We start from the raw sequence: 13260 nt of genomic DNA, 5'->3' as shown, positions 1-13260 counted from the left end.
TATAAATATTGCTTGCTTCCCGATTTCCGCAACTTGTTAGCGCTTCCGCTTCAGCGTCACGCGGGCCCGGTGGCAGATGCCGCCCAGCGGCGGGTTGAACTTGCTGACGCTGATTTTTACCCGCTGCACGTGGGGCAGCTCGGCCATTACGCGGTCGAGCACGCGGTGGGCCACGTGTTCGAGCAGGCGGGCGGGGGCCAGCATTTCCTCGGCCACCAGGCGGTAAAGCACTTCATAGTTCACGGTGGCCCCCAGCTTGTCCGACTCGCCCGCCGCCAGCAAATCGGTGCGGATGTACAGGTCCACGCCGTACTTGTTGCCCATGCGCTGCTCCTCGTCGTAGTAGCCGTGGAAGGCGAAAAACTCCATGCCTTCGAGTGCAATCTGGCCCATGCTTTCTTTACCGTTAACAGTTAGTAATGAGCAGTTAACGCCAGCGGTCCGGGACAGTTTTTGGTTTCCGACCCGGGGCAGCGACGCGTCTTGGCGCCGCCGGCTTGAACGATGGAATCGAACCGCAACCGGGCGGCGACTGCGTAGCAAAGATGCGTTGCTGCCCCGGGCAATTGCGCACACGGGCAGTTTACCGGGGCCCGTGGCCAAAAAATGGCCCAAAAAAGCCCGCGACCAGCACGGGCTTTTCCGGTTATGACTCCGGGTTAAATCTCGTCAAAAAACGATTTCTCCGCCCCCGTGCCCATCGGCTGGCCGGGGTGCGTCACGGGCGAGGGCTGGCCAATTTCGGGCCGGTCGGGGCCAATGGGCTGGATGTCGGGCGCGGCGGGCTCCACGTAAGGCGGGGCGGGGTCGGGCACCTGCGACGGGGCGGGCTGCTCGATGTTGGGCGCGGGCGCGATGCCGGGGTTTTCGGCCGGCGCGTGGGGCCGCTCGATGTCGGGGCCCGGGGCCCGGTCGGGGTCGGGCTGCTGGCCAGGCTTGGGGTTGTAGTTGGCCGGGGCCCGGCCGGGGGCCTGGTCGGGGCGGTCAACGAAAGCCGACGGGCTGAGGGCCGACGGCGCGGCTACGGGTTCAGCAACGGAAGTAAGCATAGCGGGGTGGGGTTGGGGAGCGGCCGGTTCGGCGGGCCGTTCCACCTTTACGCTGGCCGCCCGCGAAAGGATGGCCGCCGCGCCGCCCTTGGGCCGCTGGCCGGCTTTTTCGGCCTTCTCGAGGGCGTCGGCGGCCAGGCGGTGCAGCTCGCGCACCAAGCCGTCGAACTGCTGCTCCAGCTGCTGGCACTCCTGGCCCAGGCCGCTGGCCTGACGCTGCATGTCGGCCACGGTCTTTTCGGCCGTCTGGTAGGCCTCGTCCACGATGGCGCGGGCCCGCTGGCGGGCTTCGGCCAGGGTGTGGTCGGCCTGCAGCTGAGCTTCGCGCCGGTGCAGGTCGGCCTCGCGCTGGGCCTGCTCGGTGATGCTGGTGCCGGTGTCTTCGGCCGTTTTCAGGGTGCGGTAGAGGCTGCTTTCCACCTCGCGCATCTTCTGCACGTCCTGCTGGGCGTGCTCGAGCTTGAGGCGCAACTCGCGGTTTTCGTCGCCCAGCCGCTCCCACTGCTGCGACACGGTGGTCAAAAAGGCCTGCACCTCGTCGCGGTCCACGCCCCGGAAGGACTTTTCAAACGTTTTCTGCCGGATGTCGAGGGCGGTAAGTTTCATATTTTTAGCTGATGGCTGATGGCTGTTGGCTGATGGCTTTCCGTTTTAAATAGTTGCGGGTGCGTCGACCAAAAAGCCAACAGCCGATGGCCATCAGCCATCAGCCCCCTGAACCTGCCACACGGCCAGGCTGCGGTCGTCGCTGCACGAAACTAGCCGGTTTTCGGTGCCCGGCCAAACCAGGCGGTTCACCGACGTGCCGTGGCCGGCGGCCCGGGCCCGGTCCAGCACGCGCAGCAGCGTGCGGTCGGCGGCGTCCCAGATTTTGATGCTTTTGTCGAGGCTGCACGAGGCCAGGTAGCGCCCGTCGGGGCTGAAGGCCAGGTTGTTGATGGTGTACATGTGGGCCGCCACGGTTTGCGCCAGCGCGTAGCCGGCGGCCACGTCCCAGGCCCGAATCTGGGCGTCGCGCCCGGCCGTGAGCAGCGTGCCGCCGTCGGGCGAGTAGGCCACGGCGAACACCGAGTTGGTGCTTTCGCCCAGCTCGTACTTCAGGGCCAGCGAGTCGAGGTCGAGGATGCGGGTGAGGGCGTCGGAGCTGCCCACGGCCAGCTCGGCGCGGCCTTCGTGCACGGCCAGGCAGCGCAGGCTTTTGCCCTGGGCCACGCGCAGCAGCTTTTCGAGGCGCAAGTCGGGCAGCGCGAGCACGGCCAGCGTGCCATCAGCCAAGCCCGCGTACAGGCGCTGGCGGCTTTCCGACGCCACAATCTCGAAGATGGCCACCGGCGGCAGGGCCGCGGCCCGCACTAGCGTTTTCTGGCTTAAGTCGATGGCCTGGAGGCCCTGGAAGTTGTGGCCCAGCACCAGCCAGCCCAACTCCGGCAAGTGGCGCAGGGCGTACACCGAGTTCTCGACGCGGGCCAGCACCTCGCCGTCGCGGGCGGGGTCGGCGGCGTCCCAGCCCACCACCAGGCCGTCGGCCCCCGACGAATACACCGCGCTGGCCGGCCCCCCGGTCAGGGCGAATACCGCGTCGCGGTGGCCGGTGAGGGCGGCTAGCTTTTGGACGTCGGGGCGAATCACGGGGCGAAGGTAGGCCGGACCCGGCCGGGCCCTACCTTCGCGGCCCCGCCGACCGCGCCCGTTTCCGCGCCCGTTTCCATGCCCCTGCACCGCCTGCTGCGCCTCTCCCCCACCGCCGTGCTCGGCCTCTGGCACCGCACCGAAACCGCCGCCGCACTCGGGGCCCTGCTCCCCGCCGGTGCGGGGGCCGCCTACGCCGCGCTGCTGCCCGCCGCCGGCCCCGAGCGCCAGGCCCAGTGGCTGGCCGGGCGGGTACTGGCCCACGCCGTGGCGGCGGCGCTCTGGCCGGGGGCCCCCGCCCCGCTGGTGCAAAACGACGCCACCGGCCGCCCCTACCTGGCGGGCCCCGGCCGGCCGGCCGGGGCCGTGGTGTCGCTGTCGCACTCGGGCGCGTGGGCCGCCGCCCTGCTCACGGCCGGCGGCCGGGCCGGCGTGGACGTGGAAGTCGTGCGTGACAAAGCCCGGCGCATCGCCCCTAAGTTTCTGTCGGCCGCCGAGCTGGCCGCGGCCCAGGCCGGGCCCGCCGACGATGCCCACTACACGCTGCTGTGGAGCGCCAAAGAAACGCTGTACAAGCTGGCGGCGCGGCGCGGCCTTATTTTTAAGCAGCAATTACTACTCGAGCCGTTACCGGAGCCGTTCGCGGCGGCCCCGGCGGGGGAAATCCCGGCGGCGCTGCACCTGGCCGAGGGCCAAACCCGGCACCGGGTTTGCTATTCTCAGCCAGCGGCCGGCTACGTGCTCACTTACTGCTGGGAATCTGAGGTTCCGGCCTTTATCCATTAGCTGCCGATTATGCCCTACTCCTACCCTTTTGCCATGTCGATTCGCCGCCTTTCCATCCTTGCCGCCGCCGCGCTGCTCTTTTGCACGGTGGCCCTGGGCACGGCCCGCGCCCAAAGCACCGTGGAAGATTTCAGCCTCCAAACGGCCAGCAACGCCACCGTGTCGCTGAAAAGCTACGCCGGCAAGAAGGCCGTGGTGGTCATCTTTCTGAATCCGGCCTGCGCCTACTCGCGCCTCTACCAGGAGCGGCTGGCCGCGCTGAGCAGCGGCTTCAGCGGGCGCGGGGTGCAGTTTTTGTTCGTGAACGTGCCCATCAACCTCGACGCCCCCGGCGGCGCGGCCCCCGGCGAAGTCGATTTGCCCACCCTCACCGACGCCAGCCAGCAGGTAAGCGGCCAGCTGGGCATCAACAAAACCACCGAGGCCGTGGTGCTGCAACCCGGCGGCGGCGGCTTCGCCGTGCGCTACCGCGGGGCCATCGACGACAACCCCCAGGTGGCCGGCGGCGTGCAGCAGCCCTACCTGCGCCAGGTGCTCGACAACCTGCTGGCCGGCCGCCCCGCCGGCGTGGCCGACAAGCGGGCCGCCGGCTGCCTCATCAAGCGGTAGCAGCATGGATGGAATGCAGCGCGGCGGCTGCGAGTCCGCGAATGGGGGCCCTCCCTGATTCGTAAAAACGGTCGTGCTCATCCGGCGTCCGCGCAGCCGAGCACGACCGTTTCAAAAATACGCCCTATTGGTCCTCCTCTTCGTCCTCCGGCGCTTCGTCGGTCAGAATTTCCAGCAGCTGGGCTACTTCGGTGGCTTTGGTGGGCTCCTGGAGCTTCTCGAAGCTCATTTGCAGGTTGCGCAGGGCCCGGCGCACGATGTCGAGGTTGGAGCAGGGCTCGAAAAAGATGTCGTGGGGCGTGAGGTTGAGCTGGCTCACGTAGTGGGCAATGTCGGTGCGCGAGAGCACCAGGCCCCGGTTGTAGCAGTTGAGGTAGAACGGCACGGCCCCCGGCAGCTCGGGCCGGAAGGTGAGCACGAACAGGTTGGGCAGGTTCACGCCGAACACGGGCAAGTGCAGGCGCTGGGCCACCAGCAGGTAGATAACGCAGAGCGCCAGCGGGTTGCCGCGCTTGGTTTCAATCACGCGCTGGAGCATGGAATTGGCCGGCGAATGGAAGTGCTGGGTGTTGGCCGCGAACTTGTGCGAGCGGAACAGCACGTAGTTCAGGGTTTGCACCTGGTCGGCGGGGTGCATGTCGGGGCGCATCAGCGTCCAGGCCTCGAAGCGGAGCTGTTCGATGGCCCGGTTCAGGGCCTGGTAGTCGGCGTCGGGGTACTGGTAGGTGTTCAGCAGCCACATGCCCTCGAGCAGGTCGGTGGCCCCGGCCTCGCGCCACACGCGCAGGCGCTGCTGCAAGCCCTCGAACTGGAGGTGGTGAATCAGGTCTTCGAGCCGCTGCTGCTGCTGGGGGTCAAGGGTTTCCTCCCAGCTTTCTTCCAGGAACGGGATGATGGTTTCGCCCAGGTGCTGGATTTCGCTGTGGACCTGGGGAGCTATTTCCGGGTCGTCGAGCAGGGAGATAAGGGCTTTGATTTCTTTGTTGGTCATCGGGTACAAAAACGGTCGCCGCTGCGGTGGCGGGGCCGAATTTAACAGCCGGAGCCGGGCTTTGTGTTCCGTGGGCGGCCAGGTAAAAAGAAAAAGGCCGCGGCGTGGGGCCCAGCGGCCACGCCAGCCCCGGGGCTCCTACCGCCACCGCCCTTTCCGAAGCCGCGTAGCATCGCGTGCTACAGCGGCTATCCGCTTGCCCTGCACAATGCCAGTTGGCTTCGGGCGTTGGCAGCAAGCAGCTCCACGTTTCCAAACACTTCGTTTTCAGCCTGCTGCTGTTTTGCCGCGCCCATGCACTTGCCCTCGCTAAAACGCCTCTTGCTTGCGGTGGCGCTCGCCGCTCCGTCCGCAGCCTGCGCCCAGCCCGACTGCCCAAAACCGGTACTGAGGGTGCTGCTTGACCAGGGGGAAGTGCCCGCCGCGGGCAGCGCCCTAGCCCTCCGCGCCACGTTGCAGGTGCAAGCCGACCCCGCCTGCCCCACCCCGGCGCGCTACGCATTCGGCAGTGCCGAGCTGACGCTGGTGCGCCGCGGGCGGCCCGTGCTGCCAACCCGGCGCACCACGCAGCCGCAAGTAGACCTGCGGGCCTTGGCGAAAGCCTGCCAGCCCGGCGACCACCTCTACATTTTTATTCCCTACGCCAGCCTAGCGGTGGTAGCGGCCGACGGCCAGCAGCGGCCCTACCGCCAACTCCGGCGCCCGCAGCCCGGACGCTCATCCATTGACCTAAGCACCGAAGAATCGAAAGGCATCAGCTTCAACTGGTTACTGACGAAAGAGTAACTTAAAGCCTATACGAAGGGCGGTGAATTTGTCGTTCCGACGAAAAACACCAGCCAAATTGAGTATTCAAATTTCTCCTTCGTCGGAATGACAACTTTCTGTTCGGATAGCTACCGCGGAACCTGCGAAAACCTTCGCTACCAGCCAAGAAACGCAAACGGCGCGCCGAACCCTGGGGGCCCGGCCCGCCGTTTGCGTTTTAACCCAACCGGGGGGCCTACCGAAACAAATTGGTTTTGGCCACTTCCAGCAGCTCGCCGCCGCGCCCGTCCATCAGCGCTTTCAGGGCGTAGAGGCCGAAGCCGGCGGCCTGCTTGGCCTCGATGGTGGGCGGGATGCTCAGCTCCTGGCGGCGCACCACGGCGTCGACCACCACGGGCCCCGGGTGGGCCAGGGCTTCGCGCAGCACGCGTTCGAGCTGGCCGGGGTCGCTCACGCGGTAGCCCTTGAGGCCGGCGGCCTCGGCCAGGGCCCCGAAGTTGGGGTTGTCCAGCTAGGTGCCGTACTCCAGGGTGCCCATGGCCTTCATCTCCAGCTCCACGAAGCCCAGGGCCGAGTTGTTGAAGATGATGATTTTGACGGGCACTTTGTGCTGGCGCACGGTCAGCAACTCGCTCAGCAGCATGGCGAAGCCGCCGTCGCCGCACAGGGCCACCACCTGGCGGCCGGGGCAGGCCAGGGCGGCGCCGTAGCCCTGCGAGAGAGCCCCGGCCATGCTGCCGTGCACGAACGAGCCCAGCAGGCGGCGGCGGCCGTTCATGCGCAGGTAGCGGGCCGCCCAAATGGTGGGCGTGCCCACGTCGCAGGTGAAAATGGCGTCCTCGGCGGCGATTTCGTTCAGCAAGCGGGCCACGTGCTGCGGGTGCAGCTCGGGGGCCCCGGCGGCGCCGGTGGCCAGCTCGGCGAGGTGCTCGTCGTCCTTGCGGTGGCGCTCCTGGGCGGTTTTCAGGTGGTCGGCGTCGTCTTTGGCGATGAGGTGGGGCAGCAGCTCGCGCAGGGTGGCGGCCACGTCGCCGGCCAGGCCCACTTCCACGCGGGTGCGGCGGCCGAGGTGCTCAGGGCGCTTGTCCACCTGAACCACGCGGGCGTCGTCGGGGAAAAACTGGCGGTACGGGAAGTCGGTGCCCAGCATCAGGATGGCGTCGGCGTCCATCAGGGCGTGGTAGCCGGCGGGCATGCCCAGCAGGCCGGTCAGGCCCACGTCGTAGGGGTTGTCCGGCTCCACCACGTCCTTGCCGCGCAGCGCGTGCACCACCGGTGCTTGCAGGGCCCCGGCCACTTGCAGCAGTTCGGCGTGGGCATCGGCGCAGCCAATGCCGGCCAGGATGGTTACTTTCTGGCAGTCGTTGAGCAGCGCGGCGGCCTGCGCAATATCGGCCGCCGACGGCACCAGGGCGCTGCGGCGGCGCAGGGTGGGCAGGCGCACTTCGGGGGCGTCGGTTTTCAAATACGCCACGTCGCCGGGGATGACCAGCACAGCCACGCCGCCCAGGCTAAGGGCCGCCGTCACGGCCGATTCCACCATGCGCACGGCTTGCTCGGGCACAGCAACGACCTGGCAGTAGTGGCTGCACTCTAGGAACAGGCGCTCGGGGTGCGTTTCCTGGAAGTAACCGGTGCCAATTTCCACGCTCGGGATCTGGGCGGCGATGGCCAGCACCGGCACGCGGCTGCGGTGGCAGTCGTACAAGCCGTTAACGAGGTGGGTGTTGCCTGGCCCGCACGAGCCGGCGCACACGGCCAAATCGCCGGTAAGGTGGGCCTCGGCGCCGGCCGCGAAGGCGCCACCTTCTTCGTGGCGCACGGCCACAAACTCGATGCCGTCGCGGGCCCGCAGCACGTCGGTGATGCCGTTGAGCGAGTCGCCCACCACGCCAAACACGCGCTTGACCCCGGCCGCTTGCAGGGTGTCAACGATGATTTCCGCTACTGTTTTTTGGGACATAATTTCAGAGATAAAGCCAACTGTTGTACGCAACGGGCGCGGAAAGGGCCCGGCAAAAATTGCCGGGCCCTTTCCGCGCCCGTTGCCGTGGGCTTTCTCCAGATTCAAGTTTGCTCCGTGCAACCGGGGCCCGTTGCAATGGCAAATACGCGACGGCCGGGGCCCTAGCGCGCCAGCTGGCCCAGCGCCGTGCCCGCGAGCGTGGCCTGGGCGCTGTCGGCGAAATGGTAACGCAGCTGGGGAATGGCCACGTTGCTGATAGAGAGCTCGCCGTGGCGGCGCACGTCGAGGTCGGCGGCGGCAATGCGGTTGCTACCGTTCAGGTCGAGGGCCGCGCCGCCGGGGCCGCTGCCCACTTCGGCGCGCAGGTAGCGCAGCGTGTTGCCGGCCAGGGCCACGCGGCTGGCGCGGCGCTGGCGCAGCACGAGGGTGTCCTGCACGAAGCCTTCCACCGCCACGCGGCCCATGGTGCCGTTTTTATCGGTTTGGGGCTTTCCGTCGAGTTGGTACACGGCGTCGGTGCTGAGGCTGTCGAGCCGCGGGCAGGAAATGATGAGCACGTCGCGGGGCCCCCAGTACCGGCGCTGCCCCGCGAAGCTGGCCGTGACCACCAGCTGCCCGCCCCGCTGGGCCACGTGCACCGCCGTGGCCACGTCTCTGTTGAGGCGCACGCCGAAGGGGCCCCGCACGATTTTCACTTGCAGGGCGGTGGCCGCCGGCACGCTCACGCTGGTGAAGTTCTTGAAATCCAGCGCCGCGAAGTTATGCAGCGGGTCTTTGTAGTTGCCGGTGCGGTACTCGGCCCGCAGGCCCATGTTATAGGCCGTGAGCGAGCCGAGCAGCAGCAGCACGGCCGCCAGCACCCATTTGTTACTGTTTTTCATCGGTAATAGTGGGAATGAGGGCGGCTTGCCCGGCCTGAAACGCTTGGTAGCGCTGCTGCAGCTCATCGAACCCGATGCCCAGCAGCGAAATCGTGTTGAAAAACCCCGGCAGCTCCTGCTGCAAAAACCGCTCGCGGCGGAACTGCTTCACCCGGGTCTCGGCGTCGGGGGCCACAAAAAAGCCGATGCCGCGCTTGTTGTACACCACGCCCTGGTTTTGCAGGAATTCGTAGGTCCGCATCACCGTGTTGGGGTTCACTTGCAGCTCGCCGGCTAGGTCGCGCACCGACGGAATCTTCTCGTCGGGGCCCCAGGGCTGCCGCAAAATCTGCTCGCTCACGTACCCGGCAATTTGCAGGTAAATGGCCTCGTTGTCTTTGAATTCCATGCTTATAGCTGTTTTTCCGTCAGGCGCAGGTACGTGGCCCGCCACAGCAGCACCGCCAGGGCCAAGGGCAGCAGGATGAACCACTGGGCCTGCGCGTCGGGCAGGCTCACGCGGTACAGGTCCGGGGCTTCGCTGAGCGTGATGCCGCTGAAGGGCGAAGCCATTTGCAGGTGATCCCCTACGAAGGCCTTCACCACCTGGTAGTTGGCTGCAATTAGCACTATGCCCAGCACCAGGGCCCCAAACGCGGTTTTGATGAAGTGGTTCTTCTCGAAGAAAATGGCGCCCCACAGGGCCCCGGCGTGCAGCGCGGCGTAGTAGAAATACGCCTCGTACAATTTGTGCGCATCGAACAGGCTAAACAGCTCTTTAGGCCGGCCGTACCAGTCGTCCATGCCCACCATCAGCCAGTCCACCAGGTAGTAGCAGGCCGTGTACACCACGCTGAAAATCAGGAAGGAGTACACCCAGCCCACCAGGTATTTCTCCAGCTGCGAGGCCGGCAGCGTGAGGGCCACCGTGGCCTGCTTGGGGGCCCCATACTGCGCAAAAATGCCGGCCGTGAACAGGGCCCCCGCCGACAGTAGCCCCAGCTGGAATAGCAGGCCCTGGATCTCAGGGTTCAGCACATTCAGGTACACCACGAAGCCCAGCACCAGCCCGATGCCGCCCGCCAGCACGGCCGTGGCCATGGCGTAGCCGGGCAGAAACTCGGCCGTGTGCCGGCTGAACAAGCGGCTAAACCGCGAAAAACTAAACAGCTGATTCATGGCGCACGGAGTTGGCGTTTAAGTAGTTGACGACGGCCGGGTTGTCGCCGGTCACGGAGTTGAAAAGCAACTCCAAATCGACTTTGCCGTAGGCGCCGCCCAGGTTGGGGCGCACCACCTGGCGGCCGCTCACCGAGGGCTCGGCGTACAGGGCCCCCGCGCTGTCGGCTGGGCCGGCGGTGCCGAAGGTGAGGCGCTCGGCCAGCTCTTCGAGGTCCGCGTTGAGCACGATTTCGCGGTTGTGCACCACCAGCACCGTGTCGATGAGGCTGTCGAGGTCGCGCACCTGGTGGGTGGAGATGATCATGCAGCGGTCCTCGCTCAGGGCCCCGGCCAGTGTTTTGCGGAACTGCACCTTGGAGGGAATATCCAGGCCGTTGGTGGGCTCGTCGAGCACCAGCAGGCCGGTGTTGGCGGCCAGCGCGAAGGCAATCATGAACTTCTTCTGCTGCCCGAACGAGAGCTTCGGCAGCTTCACCTGGCGCGGCACCTCCAGCTCGGCCAGGTAGCGGTGGAACTGCACCTCGCTGAACTTGGGATAGAAGCCCGCCGTGTGGGCCACGAACTGGTCGGCCGTGAGGGCGGGGGCGTGCAGCTCCTCGGGCAGGAAAAACAGGTCCTCTAGCACCGCGGGCAGCCGCGCCGCCGCCGGCAGGCCGTTCACCTCGCAGGTGCCCGCCTGCGGAAACGCCAGCCCCACGATGTTCTTGAGCAGCGTCGATTTGCCCGCCCCGTTCTTGCCCAGCAGGCCGTAGATGTGGCCCCGCTCCAGCGTCAGGCTCAGGTTTTCAAACAGCGGCACCCGCCGCGAGTACCCAAAATGGAGGTTTCTGATGCGCACCATGTGTCTGTTGTTTTAGTGTACTAATGTTCTAGTACACTGCAAACGTACATCAGCTTTTTGATATCTGATTCTCACGATACTGAAATAATTTTTGGGGCCCAAAAAAGCCGCTGGCGAGGCGGCTTTAGGGATTTGCTTTGGACAGATACAGACGCCGCAAGTGCCAACCTATGCGGCTGCTTTGGAGAGAAGCTGGATGCAATCCAACTCTACCCCGTGCGCTAGTTGCTCGTCTTCAAGGTCATAATCATTTTGCAATCCCAGCCAGAACTTGGGCGAATTGCCAAAATAGCGCCCCAACCGCAGCGCCGTATTGGCCGTAATGCGGCGCTTACCTTTCAGGATAGCCGCCACGCGGGTTTGAGGAATGCGCAGGTCCTGCGCCAAGCGGTAAGCTGTGAGGTTAAGTTCGGTTAAGAATTCCTCTTGCAAAACTTCGCCGGGATGAATGTTGGGGAGGCGTTTCATTATAGGGTGCAGCCTGAACCGGGCGGCTACGGAGAAAAATGCAGTTATCGACAGAAGGCAAATTAATGGTAATCCATGATTGCTACTTCAGTAGCTTGGCCGGCATCCCATTTAAAGACAATGCGCCATTGGTCATTTATCCGAATGCTATAAAAGTCCTTGAGGCTGCCAGCCAGCTTTTCCAGGCGGTTTGCGGGTGGTATGCGTAAGTCAGCTATGTTTTGGGAGTTGTGAAGCATGCGCAGCTTGCGTCGTCCAATCTTCTGCACTTCCAACGGCAACTTGGTTACCTGCTCGCCCTGCCAGATTCGCTCCGTTTCCTTCGAGCCAAATGATACAATCATACTTACGCTCTGCGTTACTAACGCCAAAGGTAAGCATTTTGTTCGATGGCAGTATTCACAAACTTGCGGCAGCCAGTATATCAGGTAGCGAAATCAGGCAGCTGGCATCGGCGATGATAAGCTCAGGCATTGGCCGCGTCCCGCGCGATGTCCTCGGCCGGGTAATTGAACACCGACACACCGTAGTCGCCCAGCAGCTCCATGAAGGTGCGCTTGCTGTAACCCGTCATTTCGGCCGCCTGCCCCAGCGACAGCTTATCCCTGCTCATAGAGCCGCGTGGCCAGCAGCATAGTCACTTCTTTGAAAGTCATGTCCAGCGAATCGGGCAGGTGTAGCGTGAGAGTTTGCATGGCTTTTCTGGTGGGATGGTTGCTCTAAGTTACGGGCGGGGCGGCGGCATTCATGAAAGTGAAGGGCCTTGACGGCAAATCTGGAAGCAGGGGAATCATTGATTTAGTACCGTAGTTCTACTCCGCCTTTACTCAAAGCATCAGCACCAGGTAACGCATCAAGTCCGTCAAATTTCCTAACAGACATTTTACTAATCTGCCTTCTTAAACGTCCTGAAGTCGATGCTATTTGTTTCCAATTCCAACGTTTGACTTCGGCCAACTCACTATCATTATCCACCCTTCCCATAGCCCCTCTTTCATTAAAATGACCAATATGGGAATGATGGAGACAGTTTTTCTGACACCCACCTAGATATAATTGAATCAGGCCCCAGCCACTTGTCGAGTAACGGAAGGTGTGGCCATCACAATACTTTGGGTTTAATTTAATTCTGCTAAATGCTATTTCTACACCAAAGCGAGGACTCCACATTTGGAGAGTTATAGCAAATTGCCCACCGTTTTCCAAATCAAATTTGGTGGCTATCTCAGAAGCACTTCTGTACCGGCAAATCTCCTGACCATATTCAGAATAGCTATCAAATAGCTGCAAGTCAGTATTCTCGAAAATATGATTGAGAACATTCATTTTATCCAACTTAGCTGCCAAGAAGTTATAAGTCATAATATCACACCTGAATTACCCCAACATTATACGCCTTCTCAATTGGCGCGTGATTCGCCGCGCTAATTCCCTCCGAAATCACCTTCCTGGTTTCCAGTGGGTCAATTACCGCGTCGACCCAGAGGCGGGCCGCCGCGTAGTAGGGCGATAATTGCTCCTCGTAGCGGGCTTTGATGCGGTCGAGCAGCTCCTTTTCGGCTTCGGGGGTGATGACTTCGCCTTTGGCTTTGAGGGAGGCGACTTGAATTTGCAGCAGGGTATTGGCGGCCGCGGCGCCGCTCATTACCGCCAGCTGGGCGGTGAGCCAACCGACATAAACTACTTTACCGCTAACGCGTCAGCAGAGGCACAGTCTCCACTCAAAGCAGGCAAGAGTTACGCTGCACTAAACTCGCGCCAGCAGGTTTAGACCGAATTAGAAATCCTTAAATTTTATTTTGAAAAGCTTACTCAATTTTTGGGATTCTATACTTATGGAATCCCATTCGCACACAGAGTTGTATGCACACGATTGAGTCGCTTGATCACGCATAATTATAAATTTTACCTTTCCGACATAGCAGCTACATGATTTCAGAGGTCTCACCGGCTTACTAACCAACGTATTTATCCATTGGAACATACTATCTTTTTCAGACTGATTTATTTTAGATTGGTAGTGGCTTAAAGCAGGGTGATTTCCAAATTATGCTGGTCAATAGCAATTTTAATTCGGTTATAATGGCTCGCGCGGCACTTGCTGAACGAGC

The 13260-nt window shown here is 63.2% G+C and carries 15 protein-coding genes and 2 pseudogenes; 3 read left to right on the top strand and 14 right to left on the bottom strand.

Annotated features, from left to right (window positions below):
* Positions 1-36: 36 nt before the first annotated feature.
* From folB to HNP98_RS08920, 3 genes are all read right to left on the bottom strand, one after another.
* Positions 37-393, bottom strand: a complete 357-nt coding sequence (gene folB, locus HNP98_RS08930; protein ID WP_173809724.1) for a dihydroneopterin aldolase — start codon at positions 391-393, stop codon at positions 37-39.
* 266 nt (positions 394-659) lie between these two features.
* Positions 660-1655, bottom strand: a complete 996-nt coding sequence (locus HNP98_RS08925; protein WP_173809723.1) for a DivIVA domain-containing protein — start codon at positions 1653-1655, stop codon at positions 660-662.
* A gap of 93 nt (positions 1656-1748) precedes the next feature.
* Complete coding sequence (locus HNP98_RS08920; protein ID WP_317171078.1) at positions 1749-2678, bottom strand: WD40 repeat domain-containing protein; 930 nt, start codon at positions 2676-2678, stop codon at positions 1749-1751.
* 78 nt (positions 2679-2756) lie between these two features.
* Here HNP98_RS08920 and HNP98_RS08915 point away from each other — a divergent pair, with 78 nt between their 5' ends.
* Both HNP98_RS08915 and HNP98_RS08910 read left to right on the top strand, forming a co-directional pair.
* Positions 2757-3464: a 4'-phosphopantetheinyl transferase family protein gene (locus tag HNP98_RS08915; RefSeq protein WP_173809722.1), complete on the top strand. Its 708-nt coding sequence runs from the start codon at positions 2757-2759 to the stop codon at positions 3462-3464.
* Positions 3465-3473: 9 nt separating this feature from the next.
* The gene (locus tag HNP98_RS08910; RefSeq protein ID WP_246275052.1) at positions 3474-4073 is read left to right on the top strand and encodes a redoxin domain-containing protein; all 600 of its coding nucleotides are present in this window, start codon (positions 3474-3476) and stop codon (positions 4071-4073) included.
* Between the two features lie 124 nt (positions 4074-4197).
* Here HNP98_RS08910 and HNP98_RS08905 read toward each other — a convergent pair whose 3' ends face one another.
* Entirely contained in the window at positions 4198-5064 is an 867-nt protein-coding gene (locus HNP98_RS08905) for a transglutaminase-like domain-containing protein (RefSeq protein WP_173809721.1), read from the bottom strand.
* A 393-nt stretch (positions 5065-5457) separates the two neighbouring features.
* On the opposite strand from HNP98_RS08905, the gene HNP98_RS08900 reads away from it, so the two are divergent.
* Complete coding sequence (locus HNP98_RS08900; protein ID WP_173809720.1) at positions 5458-5850, top strand: hypothetical protein; 393 nt, start codon at positions 5458-5460, stop codon at positions 5848-5850.
* A 217-nt stretch (positions 5851-6067) separates the two neighbouring features.
* On the opposite strand, the pseudogene poxB reads toward HNP98_RS08900, so the two are convergent.
* The 10 genes and pseudogenes from poxB to HNP98_RS08850 all read right to left on the bottom strand — a co-directional run.
* Positions 6068-7795: pseudogene (gene poxB / locus HNP98_RS08895) on the bottom strand (ubiquinone-dependent pyruvate dehydrogenase).
* Between the two features lie 164 nt (positions 7796-7959).
* On the bottom strand, positions 7960-8679 hold the full coding sequence (locus HNP98_RS08890) for a hypothetical protein (protein WP_173809719.1): 720 nt from the start codon (positions 8677-8679) through the stop codon (positions 7960-7962).
* Positions 8666-9067, bottom strand: a complete 402-nt coding sequence (locus tag HNP98_RS08885; protein WP_173809718.1) for a GntR family transcriptional regulator — start codon at positions 9065-9067, stop codon at positions 8666-8668. Before HNP98_RS08885 ends, HNP98_RS08890 begins: the two co-directional genes overlap by 14 nt.
* Before the next feature lie 2 nt (positions 9068-9069).
* Positions 9070-9837: a hypothetical protein gene (locus HNP98_RS08880; protein WP_173809717.1), complete on the bottom strand. Its 768-nt coding sequence runs from the start codon at positions 9835-9837 to the stop codon at positions 9070-9072.
* On the bottom strand, positions 9821-10681 hold the full coding sequence (locus HNP98_RS08875; protein ID WP_173809716.1) for an ABC transporter ATP-binding protein: 861 nt from the start codon (positions 10679-10681) through the stop codon (positions 9821-9823). Before HNP98_RS08875 ends, HNP98_RS08880 begins: the two co-directional genes overlap by 17 nt.
* A gap of 168 nt (positions 10682-10849) precedes the next feature.
* Positions 10850-11149 (bottom strand): HigA family addiction module antitoxin, encoded by a 300-nt coding sequence (locus tag HNP98_RS08870; RefSeq protein ID WP_173809715.1) that lies wholly within the window; start codon positions 11147-11149, stop codon positions 10850-10852.
* Positions 11150-11211: 62 nt separating this feature from the next.
* The gene (locus tag HNP98_RS08865) at positions 11212-11493 is read right to left on the bottom strand and encodes a type II toxin-antitoxin system RelE/ParE family toxin (protein WP_173809714.1); all 282 of its coding nucleotides are present in this window, start codon (positions 11491-11493) and stop codon (positions 11212-11214) included.
* A 122-nt stretch (positions 11494-11615) separates the two neighbouring features.
* Positions 11616-11762 (bottom strand): UPF0175 family protein, encoded by a 147-nt coding sequence (locus HNP98_RS21855; protein WP_246275051.1) that lies wholly within the window; start codon positions 11760-11762, stop codon positions 11616-11618.
* Positions 11763-11947: 185 nt separating this feature from the next.
* Positions 11948-12511, bottom strand: a complete 564-nt coding sequence (locus HNP98_RS08855) for a hypothetical protein (protein ID WP_173809713.1) — start codon at positions 12509-12511, stop codon at positions 11948-11950.
* Positions 12512-12515: 4 nt separating this feature from the next.
* Positions 12516-12821, bottom strand: a pseudogene (locus tag HNP98_RS08850) (carboxyl transferase domain-containing protein); the annotation flags it as partial.
* Between the last annotated feature and the right edge of the window lie 439 nt (positions 12822-13260).

The organism is Hymenobacter caeli (assembly GCF_013294115.1).
Taxonomy (GTDB): Bacteria; Bacteroidota; Bacteroidia; order Cytophagales; family Hymenobacteraceae; genus Hymenobacter; species Hymenobacter caeli.
Note: the sequence above shows the minus strand (reverse complement) of the source record. Positions and strands in the feature narration are given on the sequence as shown.